The following is a 14,840-nucleotide window of genomic DNA, read 5'->3' as shown; positions in this document are numbered from 1 at the left end:
TAAAATATTGATCATAACAATAAAAAAGGTAGTAATATGAATCCGATTGGTTTTTTTCAACCTGCGGTCTTGGTTCAAAATTTTTTTCAAGTAGGCAGTGACGCGCATCATCGTTTAAATGAGTTAAATAATCAGTATGCTACCTTGCAGCGTGATCAGTATGTTGATTTAGGTGCCTATCAGGCGAATTTGCAGCACTTAGCGCAGTTCTACGAACAGTTGGTGAGTGGCGTTGGCGCAAGTCTTTACGACGACTGGCTGGCTATAGAAAATGAATTGAGCCGGGTCAGTCAGAAGTCTGTATTCAGTCCTGCTGCTGGCGCTTAAGCCGGTTTTCGTTATAATGCCTTCAACATTTACGAGGGTTTTATGAGTATCCGTATCGCACCATCCATTTTAGCGGCCGATTTTGCACGTTTGGGCGAGGAGGTCGACAAAGTTATTGCCGCAGGTGCGGATTGGATTCATATCGATGTGATGGATAATCATTACGTGCCGAATCTCACGATTGGCCCGATGATTTGCACCGCTTTACGTAACTACGGTATCAAGCACACCTTGGATGTGCATTTGATGGTTGAGCCCGTGGATAATCTGATTTCCGCGTTTGCCAAGGCGGGTGCCGACTACATCACCTTTCACCCTGAAGCCACCCGTGATGTCATGCGCAGTATTCGCCAAATCAAGCACTACGGTTGCAAAGCTGGTCTTGCGATTAACCCTAGTAGCTCCACGCGCTGGTTGGATAACGTGCTTTCGGACTTGGCTTTGGTGTTGTGTATGTCGGTGAACCCAGGTTTTGGTGGGCAAACCTTCATTGAAAGCAGTGTTGAGACGATTCGGGATGTGCGTGCTCGCATTGATCGCAGTGGTGAGCATATTTATTTAGCGGTTGATGGCGGTTTGCGCGCGGATAATATTCATCTGGTGGCGCAAGCGGGCGCGGATACCTTTGTGGCAGGCTCTGCGATTTTTAAAGAAGCAGATTATGCTCGCGCGATTGCAACACTCAGAGAGAATGCGAAAGCCTAAATTTTCCCGCCCACATAGAACCAGCGATCATCGATTTTTTCAAAGCGACTTTTTTCGTTGAGTTGCTGGGTCTTGCCTTCGAAGGAATAGTGCGCGCGAAAGGTGACGTAGCCTATCATGTCAAAGGGCCCAATACTGGGCGCGCTGATGATATCCAGGCCCAGCCAAATCGATTGCTCCGCCCAAGACTTGGCCATTTTTCGATCAAAGTATTCGGCCGCCGGGCCGCATTGCGTTTCTTGAACATAGTCCATATTGGCTTGGGTGAATGCCGTGTAGCGTGAGCGCATAAGTTCTAGCGGCGTGCTGGGCAAAGCATGACCGCCAATGAATCGACCGCAACAGGCGTCGTACGGTTTTTGGCTGTGACAAGGACACGGAGTCATGGTCTATTTCCATTTTTTTCGGTATGATGATACCCCTTTGCGAGGCCGCTGTAACGGTCTTTTAAACACCTTAAATGAGGAACGCTATGAGCATCGACGTATTATTAAACACGATCAAAGACATCGTCCAGCCAGGTAAAGGTATTTTGGCCGCTGATGAAAGTCACCGCACAGTGGGTAAACGCTTTGAGGCGGTGGGTGTGGAAAATACGGAAGCCAACCGTTTGGCGTACCGTGAAATGTTGTTCACCGCACCGAATGTGGGCCAGTATTTGAGTGGTGTGATTCTCTTTGAAGAAACGTTGATGCAGAAAGCTTCGTGCGGCACGCCAATTCCTGAATTATTGGCCAAGCAAGGTATTGTGCCGGGCATTAAGGTCGACAAAGGTTTAATTGAATTAATCAACGCCGATGATGAACAAACCACGCAAGGCCTCGATGGCTTGCCTGAACGTTTAGCAGAATACAGAAAACTCGGTGCGCGTTTTGCGAAATGGCGTTCGGTGTACCGCATCAGCGATGATACGCCCTCAATGCAAGCGATTCATACCAACGCCGAAGGTTTGGCGCGTTACGCCACGGCCTGCCAGCAAGCCGGTATTGTGCCGATTGTTGAGCCAGAGATTTTAATCGATGGCGATCATACGCTAGAGCGCTGCGCACGCGTGAGTGATCGTGTGTTGTTTCACACCTTCCGTTTCTTGCACCTGCACAAAGTGCATTTAGAAGGCATGATCTTAAAGCCGAGCATGGTGATCTCTGGTAAGCAATGTGCAAAACAGGCGTCGCATGAAGAAGTCGCGAATGAAACCTTGAGTGTCTTTCGTCGCACGGTGCCAGCTGCGGTCCCCACGATCAACTTCCTCTCCGGTGGTCAAACGCCAGAGCAGGCTACAGCACATCTAAACCTGATGAACCAAGCAGCCCATAAGCCTTGGAATTTGAGCTTCTCGTATGCGCGCGCTTTGCAAGAGCCTGCGATGGACGCGTGGCGCGGTAAAGCCGAAAACGTACAAGCAGCACAAGCGGCTTTCTTAAAGCGTTTAGAGCTTAATAGCAAAGCCCAGTTGGGCCAGTATTCCACTGATATGGAATAATCATGCCAGTTTGGGCGCCTATCACAGCCGGCCGCGTGCCGGCTGATTTGTTTGAGTGGTTGTCATCGCGCGATTCACTGACAGCTCGCTGCCGAAAATTCAATGGTGACAGCTATCGTTTTGTGAAGTTGACCGATCAGCAGCAAACAATTACAGAAGAAGATGCGGGGTATTTACAGATCACAGTGGGTGCGCGCGTGACTGTGCGAGAGATTCTGCATCAGGGCAAGGCGATTGAGGTTTATGGCCGCAGCGTGCTCACAGATTCTGTGCTGAAGTATCTTAGCGATTTGAAAGAAAAGCAGCCCTTGGGCGAGTTGCTTTTTGCCAGCGATAGTCCTTTTGTGCGTAGTGAGATTGAGGTTGCGCGTTTGGCTCGCAATCACGCTTTATTTCAGTCGGCGAGCGTATCGCTAAAGCCTGCTGAATACTGGGCAAGACGTTCAATATTTAAAGTGAAAAACACAGAAGCTAAGCTTGCAGTCTATGAAGTATTTAGGCAACGTCCCTAAAGTCGTCGCTGGGCTGTAAAACAAGCAAAATCGGTAAAAATAGCTGAAGCTTCTCGTTAAATATGTTCAATATTCGCCTCGAACCTTCAGCTATTTTTCCTCGATTATCTTGTTTTTCGCTCCTACCGAGACTTTAGGGACGTTGCCTAGCTCGACTTTAACAGCAAGGCCTTGAGTAGCACGGCGCGCTCAGCAATGAAAATCCAAGTGCAAACGTAGTTCGCGTAAAGTTCGCTTTCTTCGAGTGGGTATTGGTAGGTAATGCGTCGCTCCCGATAAGATTGCGCGATTTCACCGATCGTTTTAATGAGGCGCTCGGGGTCAAGTTGTTTGACGTTTGCCGTGTCTAATGTGCCAAGTTGTTCAAAAATGCGCGGTAAGATTCGGCGAACCGTTTGTAGGTCGCGGTCAGCTCGCTGGCAGAGTTGGCTTTTGTTGACTTGAGCTTGAATGTCATTTAAGTGTGCCAGTTGTTCAAAACATTCCTCTAGTAGGTTAAAGCTGTCGAGTATTTGCCTGTCGGCTGCTTGGCTACCTAGTCCGTTGAGATCATCAAGCAGCTGTTTCTTTCCGCTTAGGGCGTCGCGTAAAATGATTCGGACATCGCTAACCTTGTGTTGATTGATGGCGGTTGTTAATTGGCTGGCAAGCTGTAAACCTACACCTAATTGTTTGCGTAATAGTTTGCGTGGGTGAACGGGGAAAAGGATCCAAGCGACAATTAATGCAATCAATCCACCGCTAAAGACGCCTTCTAAACGTTGTATCGCCATGGTTGTGTTGTGGCTTGGCTCGAGCATGGCGACCAGGATAAATAAAATCACACCGGCTTGTATGCCGAAGTAGCTGACCGTGTCTGAGCCTTGTGCGATATAGCTAAACACTAAGGTGAGGATAAACAAGGCCGGAATGAGAAGCCATAAACTGCTTGTATGCCCTAGTAGTAATAGCAAGCCAAAGCCAATGAGTCCGCCGACGACAATCCCTAAAAAACGTTGCCAAAGTTTTTGTGTGGATTGGCCGAGGTTAGGTTGCGCGGCAATAATGCCTGCTGTGATGATCGCTTGAAAGCTGCCGGGTAAGTGCTGCTGGGTTACAAAGTAATACACGATCAAGAGCACAATGCTGATTTTAAACGTTCGTCTGGCTGTTTTTTTATCCCACTGCCACAAGCGGCTTTTCTCGCCGGGTAGAAAAGCATTGAGTTGTTTGGGTGTGGTGTGTGTGTCAAAGCTGGCATTGAACGCTTTGATGCAGGCTTCGAGTTTTTGGTTGAGTAGGCGATAGCTTTGGATACAGCTGGTGAGTTTGAGTACGCTTAAGACATCTTGCTTTAATAGTTCGCCTTGCTCGCGAAGCTGGCTTAATAGAGAGTCTAGCTGGTTGAGCATGTCGCTAATTTCGCTTGCGCGATGGCTTAAAGGTTTGCTGCTCTTCAGTGCTTGAGCGAAAGCGCTGAAGCGATCGATCATGGCTTGATCGAGTGCCCTGAGCGCTTTGCCAAGCTCGGGCAATTTTTTGCCGAGTGTCTGCGTTCGTTTTTCCTGGTTGATGCGTTCGACTTTTAAATAAAGCTGTTTTAGCTCAATAATTAAGTGTTCAATGATTCTAGCTTGGGCGGGCTTGAACTGGTGCTCACAATTGAGAAATAAATGCTTTAGCGGGGTGAAGCTTTCGAGTGATAGCATTGCTTTTTTACTTTTATAACTTTCTTTGATCGCGTCTAATGTGAGGCCAAGTTGTGGGAGTAACTCTCGTTTAGCGCGGTTAGGGAAGATCAGTCGTGTGGCGAGCCAGGCGATCACAACGCCTATCACGCAATAAGCGATAAACGAAATAGCGGTGAGTGTGGCAAAGTCGGGGTGTGTACTGGTGGCGGCGACAGAAAAGATAACTGTGCCAATCAAGCAGCCCATGATCGCGGCATAAGGAAAATAGGCTCGTGCGAATAAGTAGCTGCCGATCAGTAATAGTAAGAATAAAAAAACCGTGTTCAGCCAGGGGTTATGCACAAAGTAAGCACACAGCAAGGCGAAGATCGAAAAAATAAAAGGCCCGACGATGCGCTGTATAGCGCTCGAGACCGTCTGGTTCTTGAAGACGTTCATGATCACAAAGGCGGAGGTGGGTGCCATGAAGGCAAGCAGTGGCCAAGTGAACTGATTAATGATGAAAAGGCAGACGCTGACGGCTACGGCACACCGAAAAGCGTGCAGCCATTTAAATTGTGCCCAGTCATCTATTTGTCTCATGATATCATTTATATTAAACTTTCAGCCACTTGTCACTGCCGAGATTGAATCATGTCCATAAAACGCGTCGTTTTTTGCGGAACGCCAGAATTTGCTGCTCTGCATTTACAGGCCGTGTTGTCGGCGGGTTTTGAGGTGGCGGCCGTGTTTACACAGCCAGACCGACCTGCAGGCCGTGGCCGTAAGCTTGCGGCTTCGCCTGTGAAACAATTGGCTTTGCGGCACGGTATCGAGGTATATCAGCCTGAGCGTTTGCGCGGTGACAGAGAATTCCATGACGAGCTTATGGCGTTAAAGCCCGATTTAATGATCGTGGTGGCGTATGGTTTAATCCTGCCAGAATCATTTTTGTTCATTCCGCGTTATGGTAGCTGGAATGTGCATGCGTCCTTGTTGCCACGTTGGCGTGGCGCAGCACCCATTCAGCGCGCTATTTTGGCGGGTGATACGCAAAGTGGTGTCACCATTATGCAGATGGATGCGGGTTTGGACACCGGCGATATGCTATTGAAGAAGACTTGTGACATTGCTGATCATGACACTGGTGGCAGCCTGCATGATCGGCTTGCGAATCTCGGTTCGCAAGCCTTGCTGGAAGCCATAGCTAATCTAGAGAGTTTGGTACCCGAGGCACAAGACGACAATCAATCTAGCTATGCTAAAAAGCTTAATAAAGCTGAGGCACGTTTAGATTGGGCTCAGTCTGCTGAATGTTTGGACCGGCAAGTTCGAGCTTTTAATCCCTGGCCGGTGAGTGAGGCATATGTTAAGGGTGAACGTTTTCGGGTGCTTGAAGCCTATGTGGTGCCAACGGATAAACAAGCCGTGCCCGGCACTGTGTTATCTGTCGATAAAACTGGCGTGTGTGTGGCTTGTGGCGAGCGCGCACTTAATTTAAGCTGCTTGCAATTGCCGGGTAAAAGGGCGATGCCAGTGAGTGATTTAATCAACGGTCAGCAACTGCCGTTTTCTGTGGGTGATGTCTTAGATGCGTGATGTTCGAGCTGTGAGTATTGACGTTATTCAGGCCGTGCTTGATGGTGCGCCGCTCAATGATGCGCTAGATCACCATCGTGATCATCCGCGTCTGCCTGAAATTCAATTTATCACCTTTGGGGTGTTTCGTTTCTATGATCAGCTTCAGGCCCTTTTGGCATTGTTGTTAAATAAATCGTTAAAAGCCAAAGATCGTGATATTGAAGTTGTTTTACTGATCGCTTTATTTCAGTTGCAGCACAGTCGTGTGAAGCCCTATGCGATTGTCGATGAATCGGTCAAGTTGTGTGTGAGCTTGAAAAAAGTCTGGGCTAAAGGGGTGGTGAATGCGAGCTTGCGTCGCTTTCAGCGAGAACATGAGGCTTTGCTTGGCGAGCTTGTGCAAAGCGAAGAAGCTTTTTACTCACACCCGCAGTATTTAATTGACCGCATAAAAAGCGCATACCCCAGTGACTGGCAAGCGATTTTGGACGCCAATAATGGGCAAGCGCCCATGAGCTTGCGTGTGAATACGCAGCAAGCTTCTCGCGATTCGTATTTGGCGTCTTTGAAAAATGCGGGTATCGAGGCTGATGTCTGTGAGCACAGTACGGCAGGCTTGCGGTTACGCTCCGCGGTGAATGTGAGTGCCTTGCCAAATTTCTCAGAAGGTGCGGTGTCTGTGCAAGATGAAGCAGCCCAGCTTGCCGTTTATATACTTGCGCCGAAATCTGGCGAGAAAATTTTAGATGCTTGTGCGGCCCCTGGCGGTAAAGCTTGTCATTTATGGGAGTATGAGCCCGCTGTTCGGCTCACGGCGCTGGATGTTAGTGAGTCGCGCTTAAATAAGGTGCGGGAAAATTGCACGAGGCTTAAAGCGAATATGCAAACGGTGTGCGCCGATCTTCGTCAGTATTCTGAAACGGGTTTTGATGCAGTATTGCTCGATGCGCCGTGCTCCGCGCTGGGCGTGATTCGCCGCCACCCGGACATTAAAACCTTGCGCAGCGAAGAGGATATTGCCTCAGCAGTGGCTTTGCAGGCCGAAGTTTTGGATGCAGCTTGGCGTTGTTTAAAATCCGGTGGGCGCTTGCTGTATGCGACCTGTTCTATTTTGCCCGAAGAAAACAGCGAGCAGATTGCGGCTTTCTTGGCGCGCCATGCCGATGCTCGCGAGCAGCCCATTGACGCGAGCTGGGGGCATGCGATGGCTCACGGTCGCCAGATTTTACCGGGCGAGTCGGCGATGGATGGTTTTTACTATGCTTTGCTGGTGATGGCATAGCCGGGGTCGTCTTTCATTTTACAAAACGGCTGTAAATGGCTTAAACCCGGTGTTTTCTTGCTATCCGGCGTCAAATATGTGAAAATTGTAATCCATGTTTTCAGTTTTCACAAAGTTGTGTTTTTATGAATAGAAACAAATATTTAGAGAAGATCAAATCCCTGGTCGGCCAGTTCCCGGTGGTGGCTTTGTTGGGCCCAAGGCAGTGTGGTAAGACGACGCTAGCGCGCCAGTATCGTGCCTTGCAATCTGAGACAACACACTATTTTGATTTAGAAGACCCTGAGGATTTGCAGCGCTTGAGCGAGCCAAAGACGGTATTGTCCGCGCTTGAGGGCTTAATCATCATCGACGAAATTCAAACCAAGCCTGATTTGTTTCCATTACTTAGGGTGCTGGTCGACAGGCCTGAGAGAAAGCAGCGCTATTTAATTTTGGGCAGCGCTTCTCGTCACCTGATTCAGCATTCCTCAGAAACTTTGGCGGGTCGTTTGGCCTATATTGAGGTTACGCCGTTTTCATACGATGAAACCAAAGAAGAAAAATCGTTGTGGTTACGAGGCGGTTTTCCTTTGGCGTATTTGGCTAATACTGACGATGAAAGCCTGACGTGGCGAAAATTTTATATCAAAACGTTTTTAGAGCAGGATATTCCAAATCTCGGGTTTAAAGTTCAGCCGCAAAATATCCGGCGTTTTTGGATGATGCTAAGCCACTATCATGGGCAAACACTGAATGCGAGTGAGCTTGGGCAGTCGCTTAATTTATCTCATCCCACGATTAAGCATTACGTCGATATACTCACCGACACTTTTATGGTGCGTCAGTTGCAACCGTGGCTTGCCAATATTAAAAAGCGCCAGGTTAAGACCCCTAAAATTTATTTTAGAGACAGCGGTATTTTTCATGCTTTGCTCAATATTCAGAGCATGGAAGAGTTACTGTTTCACCCGAAACTCGGCGCCTCTTGGGAAGGTTTTGCGATGGAGGCGGTGATTCATTCACTGGGCGCTGAGTCCGAAGACTGTTTTTTTTGGGGCGTGCATAATCAGGCTGAGCTGGATTTATTGGTTAACCAAAATACAGGCCTACTGGGCTTTGAATTTAAATTCAGTGATGCGCCAAAACTCACTCGTTCTATGGTAAGCTCGCTCGAGCACCTGGGGCTTGAAAAGCTCTGTGTTATCTATCCGGGTGACAATGCTTATCTTTTGGATGAAAAGATTGAGGTGGTTCCGCTTCGGCAGTTTCTAAGCCGATAAACCCTCGTGACCTCGCTCATAAACTCGTTTAAAATGGGCCCACATTTGAATAAGGATAAGCCCATGCTTCATGCTGAAAATTTACCTGCCTTTGATCCTGACTTAGCTAAAGCCATCAACCAGGAGGCGCAACGCCAAGAAAATCATATTGAGCTTATTGCCTCTGAAAACTACGCGAGTGCTAATGTGATGGCTGCGCAGGGCTCAGTGCTGACGAATAAATACGCTGAAGGTTATCCGGGTAAACGTTATTACGGTGGTTGTGAGTATGTTGATATCGTTGAGAATGTGGCGATTGAGCGCTTAAAAACCTTGTTTGGCGCAGACTATGCCAACGTGCAGCCGCATTCGGGTTCGCAAGCTAACAGCGCAGTGTTTCAAGCCCTGTTAAAACCAGGCGATGCATTTTTGGGGATGAGCTTGGATCAGGGTGGGCATTTAACGCATGGCTCGCCCGTGAATTTCTCGGGCAAAATCTATCAGGCCTATCATTATGGTTTGCACGCTGAGACGGGTGATATTGATTATGAGCAAGTTGAATCACTGGCTAAAGCGCACCAGCCAAAGATGATTTTGGCAGGCTTTTCTGCCTTTTCGGGTGTGATCGATTGGGCGCGTTTTCGTGCGATTGCTGATAGCGTTGGCGCGTACTTGATGGTGGATATGGCGCATGTCGCAGGTCTTGTGGCGGCAGGGTTGTATCCAAATCCTGTGCCGTTTGCCGATGTGGTCACTTCCACCACGCATAAAACGCTACGCGGCCCAAGAGGCGGTATTATTTTAGCGCGTCAAAATGATGAGTTGACTAAAAAGCTCAACTCCGCGGTGTTTCCCGGCAGCCAAGGTGGTCCTTTGATGCACGTGATCGCAGCGAAAGCGGTCGCGTTTAAAGAAGCCTTGGATCCAAGCTTTGCCGTGTATCAGCAGCAGGTGTTGGATAATGCGAATGCGATGGTGAAGCTTATGCAAGCGCGTGGTTATAGCATTGTGTCCAATGGCACGAAAAATCATTTGTTTCTTGTCAGTCTCGTGGATAAAGGCATCACAGGTAAAGCCGCCGAGGCACGTTTAGGCCAGGCGAACATCACCGTGAATAAAAACACCGTGCCGAACGATCCCGCTTCGCCGTTTGTCACCAGTGGTTTACGCTTGGGTACGCCGGCAGTCACAACGCGCGGTTTTAAAGAAGCTGAGTGTGAGCTCGTCGCACACTGTGTGTGTGATATACTCGATCACATGAATGACGATAATGTGCTTGAGCAAGTGAAAGCCAAATTGGCCGAGTTGACTCGGGCGTACCCCGTGTATGTGAGGTAAGGATGCATTGCCCTTTTTGTGAAACAGAAGACACGAAAGTGATCGACTCGCGTTTGGTCAGTGAAGGTGCTCAAGTGCGTCGTCGTCGCGAGTGCCCGGATTGTGGCGAGCGCTTTACCACCTTCGAGCAAGCTGAGTTGGTGATGCCGCGCGTGGTGAAAAGTGATGGTAAGCGAGAAGGCTTTTTAGAAGAAAAGCTGCGGGCCGGCCTGGTCAGAGCGTTAGAAAAACGCCCAGTCGATAGCGATAAGCTGGAGGCGGCAATCACGCACATCAAGCACAAGCTTCGCGCGACTGGTGAGAGAGAAGTTGAATCAAAGCGCATTGGTGAGTGGGTGATGGACGAGCTAAAACAATTGGATCACGTCGCCTACATACGCTTTGCATCTGTGTATCGCGATTTTGAAGACGTGAAACAATTTGGTGAGACGATTAAACGATTACAACAAGAAGGAAAAAAAATATGATCCCTGCGCAACGCCGAAAAGCCAGACGCTTTGCTTTGCAAGGCCTATACGAAGTCTACATGTCAGGCAATTTACCGGCTGACGCCGAAAAACACCTGATGACAGCAGTGAAAGAAGACAAGGTTGATGTGCCGTATTTGGTGGATTTGCTTCACGGCACCACGAGGGAGGCTTCCGAGCTGGATGCGGTGTTCACCCCGTATTTGAAAGACGTGAGTTTTGACGATCTCACGCCGATCGAGTTGTGTGTATTGCGCATGGCCACCTATGAGCTCAAGCACCATCACGATGTGCCGTACCAAGTGGTCATTAATGAAGCCTTGGAGCTGACTAAACGCTATGGTGCAGAAGAGGCGCATAAGTTTGTGAATGGCGTTTTGGACAAATTAGTGTCACAATTACGGCCTTTAGCTTCGCAAGGAAAAGAGTAATGCCAAAACCCCCGCCCAGCATCTGGAAAAACTGGGTCCACTTTGTGGCCTTCGGTTTTGGTGTGGGCACTTGGCCGATGCCGCGCACTTGGGCGTGTGTGGTTGGTACCGTTCTTTTCTTAATCTTTTCGCACTTGCCGCTGACCTTGTACGCCTTGTTATTGCTCATTTTATTTGTACTCGGCGTGTGGGTTTGTGAAGTCACTTCTAGTGATCTTCGAAAATACTCGCTCGATGGCATTGTCTTTGATCAAGTCGTTGGTGTGATGGTCGCACTCTATGCCTTACCATTAACTTGGAAATGGGTCTTGCTCGGCTTTGTGGTGTATCGCTTGTTCAGCATTTGGAAACCGTGGCCCACATGTTGGGTGAAAACCAACGTGATGGGCGGCCTAGGCATGATGATGGATGATGTGGTCGCAGGGCTGTATACCCTGATAGGCCTTCAGCTCTTATTGTGGCTGATGGGCATGGCGCCATTGTAAATTTTGCAGTGCTTGCCGTCGACTCAAATCACTCAGTCGGCTTGCGGCTTGAGCTAAATTTCGTTCTACACCCGCGCTTACTGGTGGTGAATAGAGCGCTGAGTGAGCTGACTGAGAGCAGGGCGCCTGTTTCCGCTGAAGTAGCGGGCGTTTCTCTTAGATTCAGCTTCATCGTGCGCTGTAAAAAGAAATTGAAAGCAATTTTTTAAAAGTTTTATCATGTTTTTTGTTTTTAGCGTGGTTGGTTTTGGTGGCAGTGATTTCCTTTGAGCTGTTTGTAAACCTTTGAGATGACGCTATTCGCTTTTTCAATTGTTTTTTTTAGTTGAGCGTTTGACGGCTTTTCCTGCTTGTTTTTAAGTTGAGCGAAGTGCAGCGATTCAGGGGTCAGGAGCTTTTCAAAAAGTTCGAGCTCTTCCACAATAAATTTTATCTGGGTTAGTTTTTCTTTTGAGGAGTCGGGTGAAATATCGATCAATGTGTCGAATGTTTTGAGGCCGAGGGCGAGGGGTTGTGATCGGCGATTCTCGTAACATATTGTAATCAATTCGGCGAACTTTATTTTGAGCTGTTGCAATGCTGAGATCACTTTTTCGTCAGTGACTTGTCGCGATTTACGAAAGAATGAGCAGAAGCAGGAGCATGCCATGGTGTAGATTTCTTATTGTTATTGTTATGTGATCGCTATCGTAATTTACATACGTAGTTTGTCAAGCAGTATTCATTGAGAAACGTTGTTTAATGCCCGGCACCCATCGTGAGTGCTTTGGGTGGTTTTAGGAAAAATGCGAGCGGAATCAATGCGGTAAAGCCAATCGCGGTGATCCAATACGCATCGCTAAAGGCAATGAGGTTGGCTTGGTTGGCGACTAATTCGCCCAGACGGGCAATGGTTTGTGGGTTTTGCAGCGTGGCGTTATGAGCTTGCAGCCAAACGTTAAGGGCAGAGTTGCCGCTGTAGACATGTTCTGAAAGTTGGTTCCAGTTGGTTTGTGTGGCGCGTGTGACCAGCGTGCTTAATAGTGAAATGCCGATCGATACCCCGAGGTTTCGGCCAAAGCTAAACAAGCCCGCGCCATCGGCCATTTCGCGGCCACGCAGTGTGGAGAGCGACACGGATGAGATGATTAAAAACACAAAACCCATGCCAAGGCCTAAAAATAAACTTTGAATTTGTAAGACTTCAAAGCTCATCGTCAACAAACTTTGCGTAGCCATGGTGTAGCTTGCCGCCATGCTCAGCAATACACCGGCGATTAAAATGATTTTTGGGCTAATGTGCTTCATGAGCATTGAGGCGATTATCATCCCAAAGGCTGAGGCGATACCTGAAGGTGCCATGGCAAGGCCTGCAGTTTTTGCGGTATAGCCGATCAAATGCTCCATCATTAAGGGGCGCAGTGTGAGTATGCCGAGCGCGCCCATGCAGTAAATGGCAAGCATGATGGTGCATAGGCAAAAATTACGATCACGAAAAAGACTAAAGTTGATAATATTTTTTTCTTTTAAGCGCCGCCCGCGCGAGATAAACATACCCAAACCTGCAAAGGCCATGACGGCGAGCAGGGTAATCATTTTTGAGTCAAACCAATTGGATGTATTGCCGCGATCCAAGAAGATTTGCAAACTGCCCACCCCAATGACCAAAAGCATGATGCCTAGCCAATCAATTTTCGAGTGTTCTCTCGGGGTCTCTTGGATGCAGAAAATAATCATGATGGCGGCCATGATGCAAAACGGCACGTTGATGTAAAACACCCAGCGCCACGAGGCTGCATCGGTAATGTAGCCGCCGACAGTGGGCCCAAGCACCGGTGCGACCATGATGCCGATGCCCCAGATCGCCATCGCTTTGGCTTGTTTTTCAATCGGGAAGGTGTTGCGCAAAATCGTTTGCGACATGGGCACAAGTGAGGCACCAAAAACGCCCTGCAAGGTACGAAATAAGACAATTTCCCCCAGGCTTGTGGACATGCCACACAATCCTGAGGTGATCATAAAACCAATGACGTTGATCATGAGCAGCTTTTTCTGGCCAACGCGTGCAGCTAAAAAGCCGGTCATCGGCATGAGGATGGCACTTGAAACCACGTAGGAGGTCAGCACCCAAGTGATTTGATCCGAGTTTGCGCCAAGCTGGCCCATCATTTGCGGCAAGGCCACATTCACGATAGTCATGTCCAACACTTCGATGACGGCGACCAGCATCACGCTGATCGTGATTAGCGTTTTGTTTAGAGTATCGAGTGGTGTGTCTTGAGCGTTGTTCATGACGTCGTGTCGATGGTGACCGAAGCGCTCGCGCCTACACGTAGCGGGTAGCGTGCATTGGCTTTGTCGGTGATTTCAACGCGCACCGGGAAACGTTGGGTCACTTTTACCCAGTTGCCGCTGGCATTTTCAGGCGGCAACAAGGAAAACGCCGCGCCACTGCCTGGGCTTAAGTGTGCGACTTGGCCGTGATACACATGGCCTGGGTACATGTCCAGTACCACGCTGGCTTTTTGGCCGGGGTGTATGCGCTCAAGCACGGTTTCTTTGAAGTTGCTGGCCACCCACCAACTGTTCTGCTCAACGATATCAAACACCTGTTGCCCTTGTGTGAGCATATTGCCGGGACGTAAGTGGAAATTAACCAGCTGACCGGTTTCTGGCGCGTAAATTTTGGTATAGCTCAAGTTCAGCTCGGCGGTGGCAAGATTGGTTTTTGCTTCTTGGATATTCGCGTTGTTTGGACCGTTTTCACCCAGCTGGGCTTGGGCTTGTGCCAGTTGTTGCTGGCTGGCCGCTAAGTTGGCGCGAGCCACTTTCAAGGCATTATTGATTTTATCACCTTCTTGCGCTGAGATCTGACCGTCTTTCACCAGGGTTAAAATACGTTTGGCGTTGCTTTGCGCAAGCTCCAGTTGGGATTGGTTGGCGTTGATATCGGCCTCGGCTTTTTTCACGGTGGCGATATCACTTTGCATTTGCTGCTGGGCGAGTGAGAGCTTGGCTTTGGCATCGTTCACTGCAAGCTGAAAAGGCCGTGGGTCGATAGTGAACAGCAATTGCCCTTGTTTGACATTGTCATAGTTTTTAACCAGCACGTGATCAACCGGGCCTGAAACTTGCGGCGCAATATGCACGATGTTGGCTTGCAAATAGGCATCATCAGTCGAAGGGTAGAGTTCATTGTGGTGCCAATAAACGACGAGCGTGGCCACAATGCCTGCAAGGATCACAAGCCATAAAAAGGCGCGAACAGCGCGTTGTTGTAATAATCGTTTCATTCTGGCGCTCTAAAATTTAAGCCCTATTATTTCGCGAAAGGTAGGGCGAGTAAAGCGCTGCTTAAAA

General features: G+C 48.7%; 16 protein-coding genes. 11 read left to right on the top strand and 5 right to left on the bottom strand.

Annotated features, from left to right (window positions below; translation table 11 throughout):
- Nucleotides 1-36: 36 nt before the first annotated feature.
- A complete protein-coding gene (locus tag COV52_07810) occupies nt 37-327 on the top strand; it encodes a hypothetical protein (protein PIR10662.1) in 291 nt (96 codons plus the stop codon).
- A gap of 42 nt (nt 328-369) precedes the next feature.
- Nucleotides 370-1,032 (top strand): ribulose-phosphate 3-epimerase, encoded by a 663-nt coding sequence (gene rpe / locus COV52_07805; protein PIR10661.1) that lies wholly within the window; start codon nt 370-372, stop codon nt 1,030-1,032.
- Here the strand turns inward: rpe and COV52_07800 are convergent.
- Entirely contained in the window at nt 1,029-1,361 is a 333-nt protein-coding gene (locus COV52_07800; protein PIR10710.1) for a nucleic acid-binding protein, read from the bottom strand. The two genes, rpe and COV52_07800, sit on opposite strands and share 4 nt — an antisense overlap.
- A 143-nt stretch (nt 1,362-1,504) precedes the next feature.
- Here COV52_07800 and COV52_07795 point away from each other — a divergent pair, with 143 nt between their 5' ends.
- Nucleotides 1,505-2,515, top strand: a complete 1,011-nt coding sequence (locus COV52_07795) for a fructose-bisphosphate aldolase class I (GenBank protein PIR10660.1) — start codon at nt 1,505-1,507, stop codon at nt 2,513-2,515.
- Nucleotides 2,516-2,517: 2 nt separating this feature from the next.
- Entirely contained in the window at nt 2,518-3,027 is a 510-nt protein-coding gene (locus COV52_07790) for a hypothetical protein (protein ID PIR10659.1), read from the top strand.
- Between the two features lie 146 nt (nt 3,028-3,173).
- Here the strand turns inward: COV52_07790 and COV52_07785 are convergent, their stop codons facing one another.
- Complete coding sequence (locus tag COV52_07785; protein ID PIR10658.1) at nt 3,174-5,279, bottom strand: hypothetical protein; 2,106 nt, start codon at nt 5,277-5,279, stop codon at nt 3,174-3,176.
- Nucleotides 5,280-5,330: 51 nt separating this feature from the next.
- Between COV52_07785 and COV52_07780 the strand changes: the two genes are divergently transcribed.
- The 7 genes from COV52_07780 to COV52_07750 all read left to right on the top strand — a co-directional run bounded on the left by COV52_07780 (nt 5,331) and on the right by COV52_07750 (nt 11,501).
- Entirely contained in the window at nt 5,331-6,275 is a 945-nt protein-coding gene (locus tag COV52_07780) for a methionyl-tRNA formyltransferase (GenBank protein ID PIR10657.1), read from the top strand.
- Nucleotides 6,268-7,539, top strand: coding sequence for a 16S rRNA (cytosine(967)-C(5))-methyltransferase (locus COV52_07775; protein PIR10656.1), 1,272 nt, complete (start codon nt 6,268-6,270; stop codon nt 7,537-7,539). Before COV52_07780 ends, COV52_07775 begins: the two co-directional genes overlap by 8 nt.
- A 125-nt stretch (nt 7,540-7,664) precedes the next feature.
- Entirely contained in the window at nt 7,665-8,801 is a 1,137-nt protein-coding gene (locus tag COV52_07770; GenBank protein PIR10655.1) for a hypothetical protein, read from the top strand.
- Nucleotides 8,802-8,864: 63 nt separating this feature from the next.
- A complete protein-coding gene (gene glyA / locus COV52_07765; protein PIR10654.1) occupies nt 8,865-10,118 on the top strand; it encodes a serine hydroxymethyltransferase in 1,254 nt (417 codons plus the stop codon).
- 2 nt (nt 10,119-10,120) lie between these two features.
- Nucleotides 10,121-10,585: a transcriptional regulator NrdR gene (locus COV52_07760; protein PIR10653.1), complete on the top strand. Its 465-nt coding sequence runs from the start codon at nt 10,121-10,123 to the stop codon at nt 10,583-10,585.
- Nucleotides 10,582-11,016, top strand: a complete 435-nt coding sequence (locus COV52_07755) for a transcription antitermination factor NusB (GenBank protein ID PIR10652.1) — start codon at nt 10,582-10,584, stop codon at nt 11,014-11,016. Before COV52_07760 ends, COV52_07755 begins: the two co-directional genes overlap by 4 nt.
- The gene (locus COV52_07750; protein ID PIR10651.1) at nt 11,016-11,501 is read left to right on the top strand and encodes a phosphatidylglycerophosphatase A; all 486 of its coding nucleotides are present in this window, start codon (nt 11,016-11,018) and stop codon (nt 11,499-11,501) included. The genes COV52_07755 and COV52_07750 overlap by 1 nt, the downstream gene beginning before the upstream one ends.
- Before the next feature lie 232 nt (nt 11,502-11,733).
- Here COV52_07750 and COV52_07745 read toward each other — a convergent pair whose 3' ends face one another.
- From COV52_07745 to COV52_07735, 3 genes are all read right to left on the bottom strand, one after another.
- On the bottom strand, nt 11,734-12,150 hold the full coding sequence (locus COV52_07745) for a hypothetical protein (protein PIR10650.1): 417 nt from the start codon (nt 12,148-12,150) through the stop codon (nt 11,734-11,736).
- An 89-nt stretch (nt 12,151-12,239) separates the two neighbouring features.
- Nucleotides 12,240-13,772 carry an MFS transporter gene (locus COV52_07740; GenBank protein PIR10649.1) on the bottom strand — a complete coding sequence of 511 codons (1,533 nt, stop codon included), beginning with the start codon at nt 13,770-13,772 and terminating at the stop codon, nt 12,240-12,242.
- The gene (locus COV52_07735) at nt 13,769-14,773 is read right to left on the bottom strand and encodes an MFP transporter (GenBank protein ID PIR10648.1); all 1,005 of its coding nucleotides are present in this window, start codon (nt 14,771-14,773) and stop codon (nt 13,769-13,771) included. Before COV52_07735 ends, COV52_07740 begins: the two co-directional genes overlap by 4 nt.
- Between the last annotated feature and the right edge of the window lie 67 nt (nt 14,774-14,840).

This window comes from Gammaproteobacteria bacterium CG11_big_fil_rev_8_21_14_0_20_46_22 (assembly GCA_002796245.1).
Taxonomy (GTDB): Bacteria; Pseudomonadota; Gammaproteobacteria; order UBA12402; family UBA12402; genus 1-14-0-20-46-22.
Note: the sequence above shows the minus strand (reverse complement) of the source record. Positions and strands in the feature narration are given on the sequence as shown.

Bases quoted from the DNA above. Each gene is read 5' to 3' on its own strand.
- COV52_07775 (PIR10656.1), top strand. From the start codon at position 6,268: ATGCGTGATGTTCGAGCTGTGAGTATTGACGTTATTCAGGCCGTGCTT.
- COV52_07790 (PIR10659.1), top strand. From the start codon at position 2,518: ATGCCAGTTTGGGCGCCTATCACAGCCGGCCGCGTGCCGGCTGATTTG.
- glyA (PIR10654.1), top strand. From the start codon at position 8,865: ATGCTTCATGCTGAAAATTTACCTGCCTTTGATCCTGACTTAGCTAAA.
- COV52_07740 (PIR10649.1), bottom strand. From the start codon at position 13,772: ATGAACAACGCTCAAGACACACCACTCGATACTCTAAACAAAACGCTA.
- COV52_07750 (PIR10651.1), top strand. From the start codon at position 11,016: ATGCCAAAACCCCCGCCCAGCATCTGGAAAAACTGGGTCCACTTTGTG.
- COV52_07735 (PIR10648.1), bottom strand. From the start codon at position 14,773: ATGAAACGATTATTACAACAACGCGCTGTTCGCGCCTTTTTATGGCTT.
- COV52_07760 (PIR10653.1), top strand. From the start codon at position 10,121: ATGCATTGCCCTTTTTGTGAAACAGAAGACACGAAAGTGATCGACTCG.
- COV52_07780 (PIR10657.1), top strand. From the start codon at position 5,331: ATGTCCATAAAACGCGTCGTTTTTTGCGGAACGCCAGAATTTGCTGCT.
- COV52_07785 (PIR10658.1), bottom strand. From the start codon at position 5,279: ATGAGACAAATAGATGACTGGGCACAATTTAAATGGCTGCACGCTTTT.
- COV52_07755 (PIR10652.1), top strand. From the start codon at position 10,582: ATGATCCCTGCGCAACGCCGAAAAGCCAGACGCTTTGCTTTGCAAGGC.
- COV52_07810 (PIR10662.1), top strand. From the start codon at position 37: ATGAATCCGATTGGTTTTTTTCAACCTGCGGTCTTGGTTCAAAATTTT.
- rpe (PIR10661.1), top strand. From the start codon at position 370: ATGAGTATCCGTATCGCACCATCCATTTTAGCGGCCGATTTTGCACGT.
- COV52_07770 (PIR10655.1), top strand. From the start codon at position 7,665: ATGAATAGAAACAAATATTTAGAGAAGATCAAATCCCTGGTCGGCCAG.
- COV52_07795 (PIR10660.1), top strand. From the start codon at position 1,505: ATGAGCATCGACGTATTATTAAACACGATCAAAGACATCGTCCAGCCA.
- COV52_07745 (PIR10650.1), bottom strand. From the start codon at position 12,150: ATGGCATGCTCCTGCTTCTGCTCATTCTTTCGTAAATCGCGACAAGTC.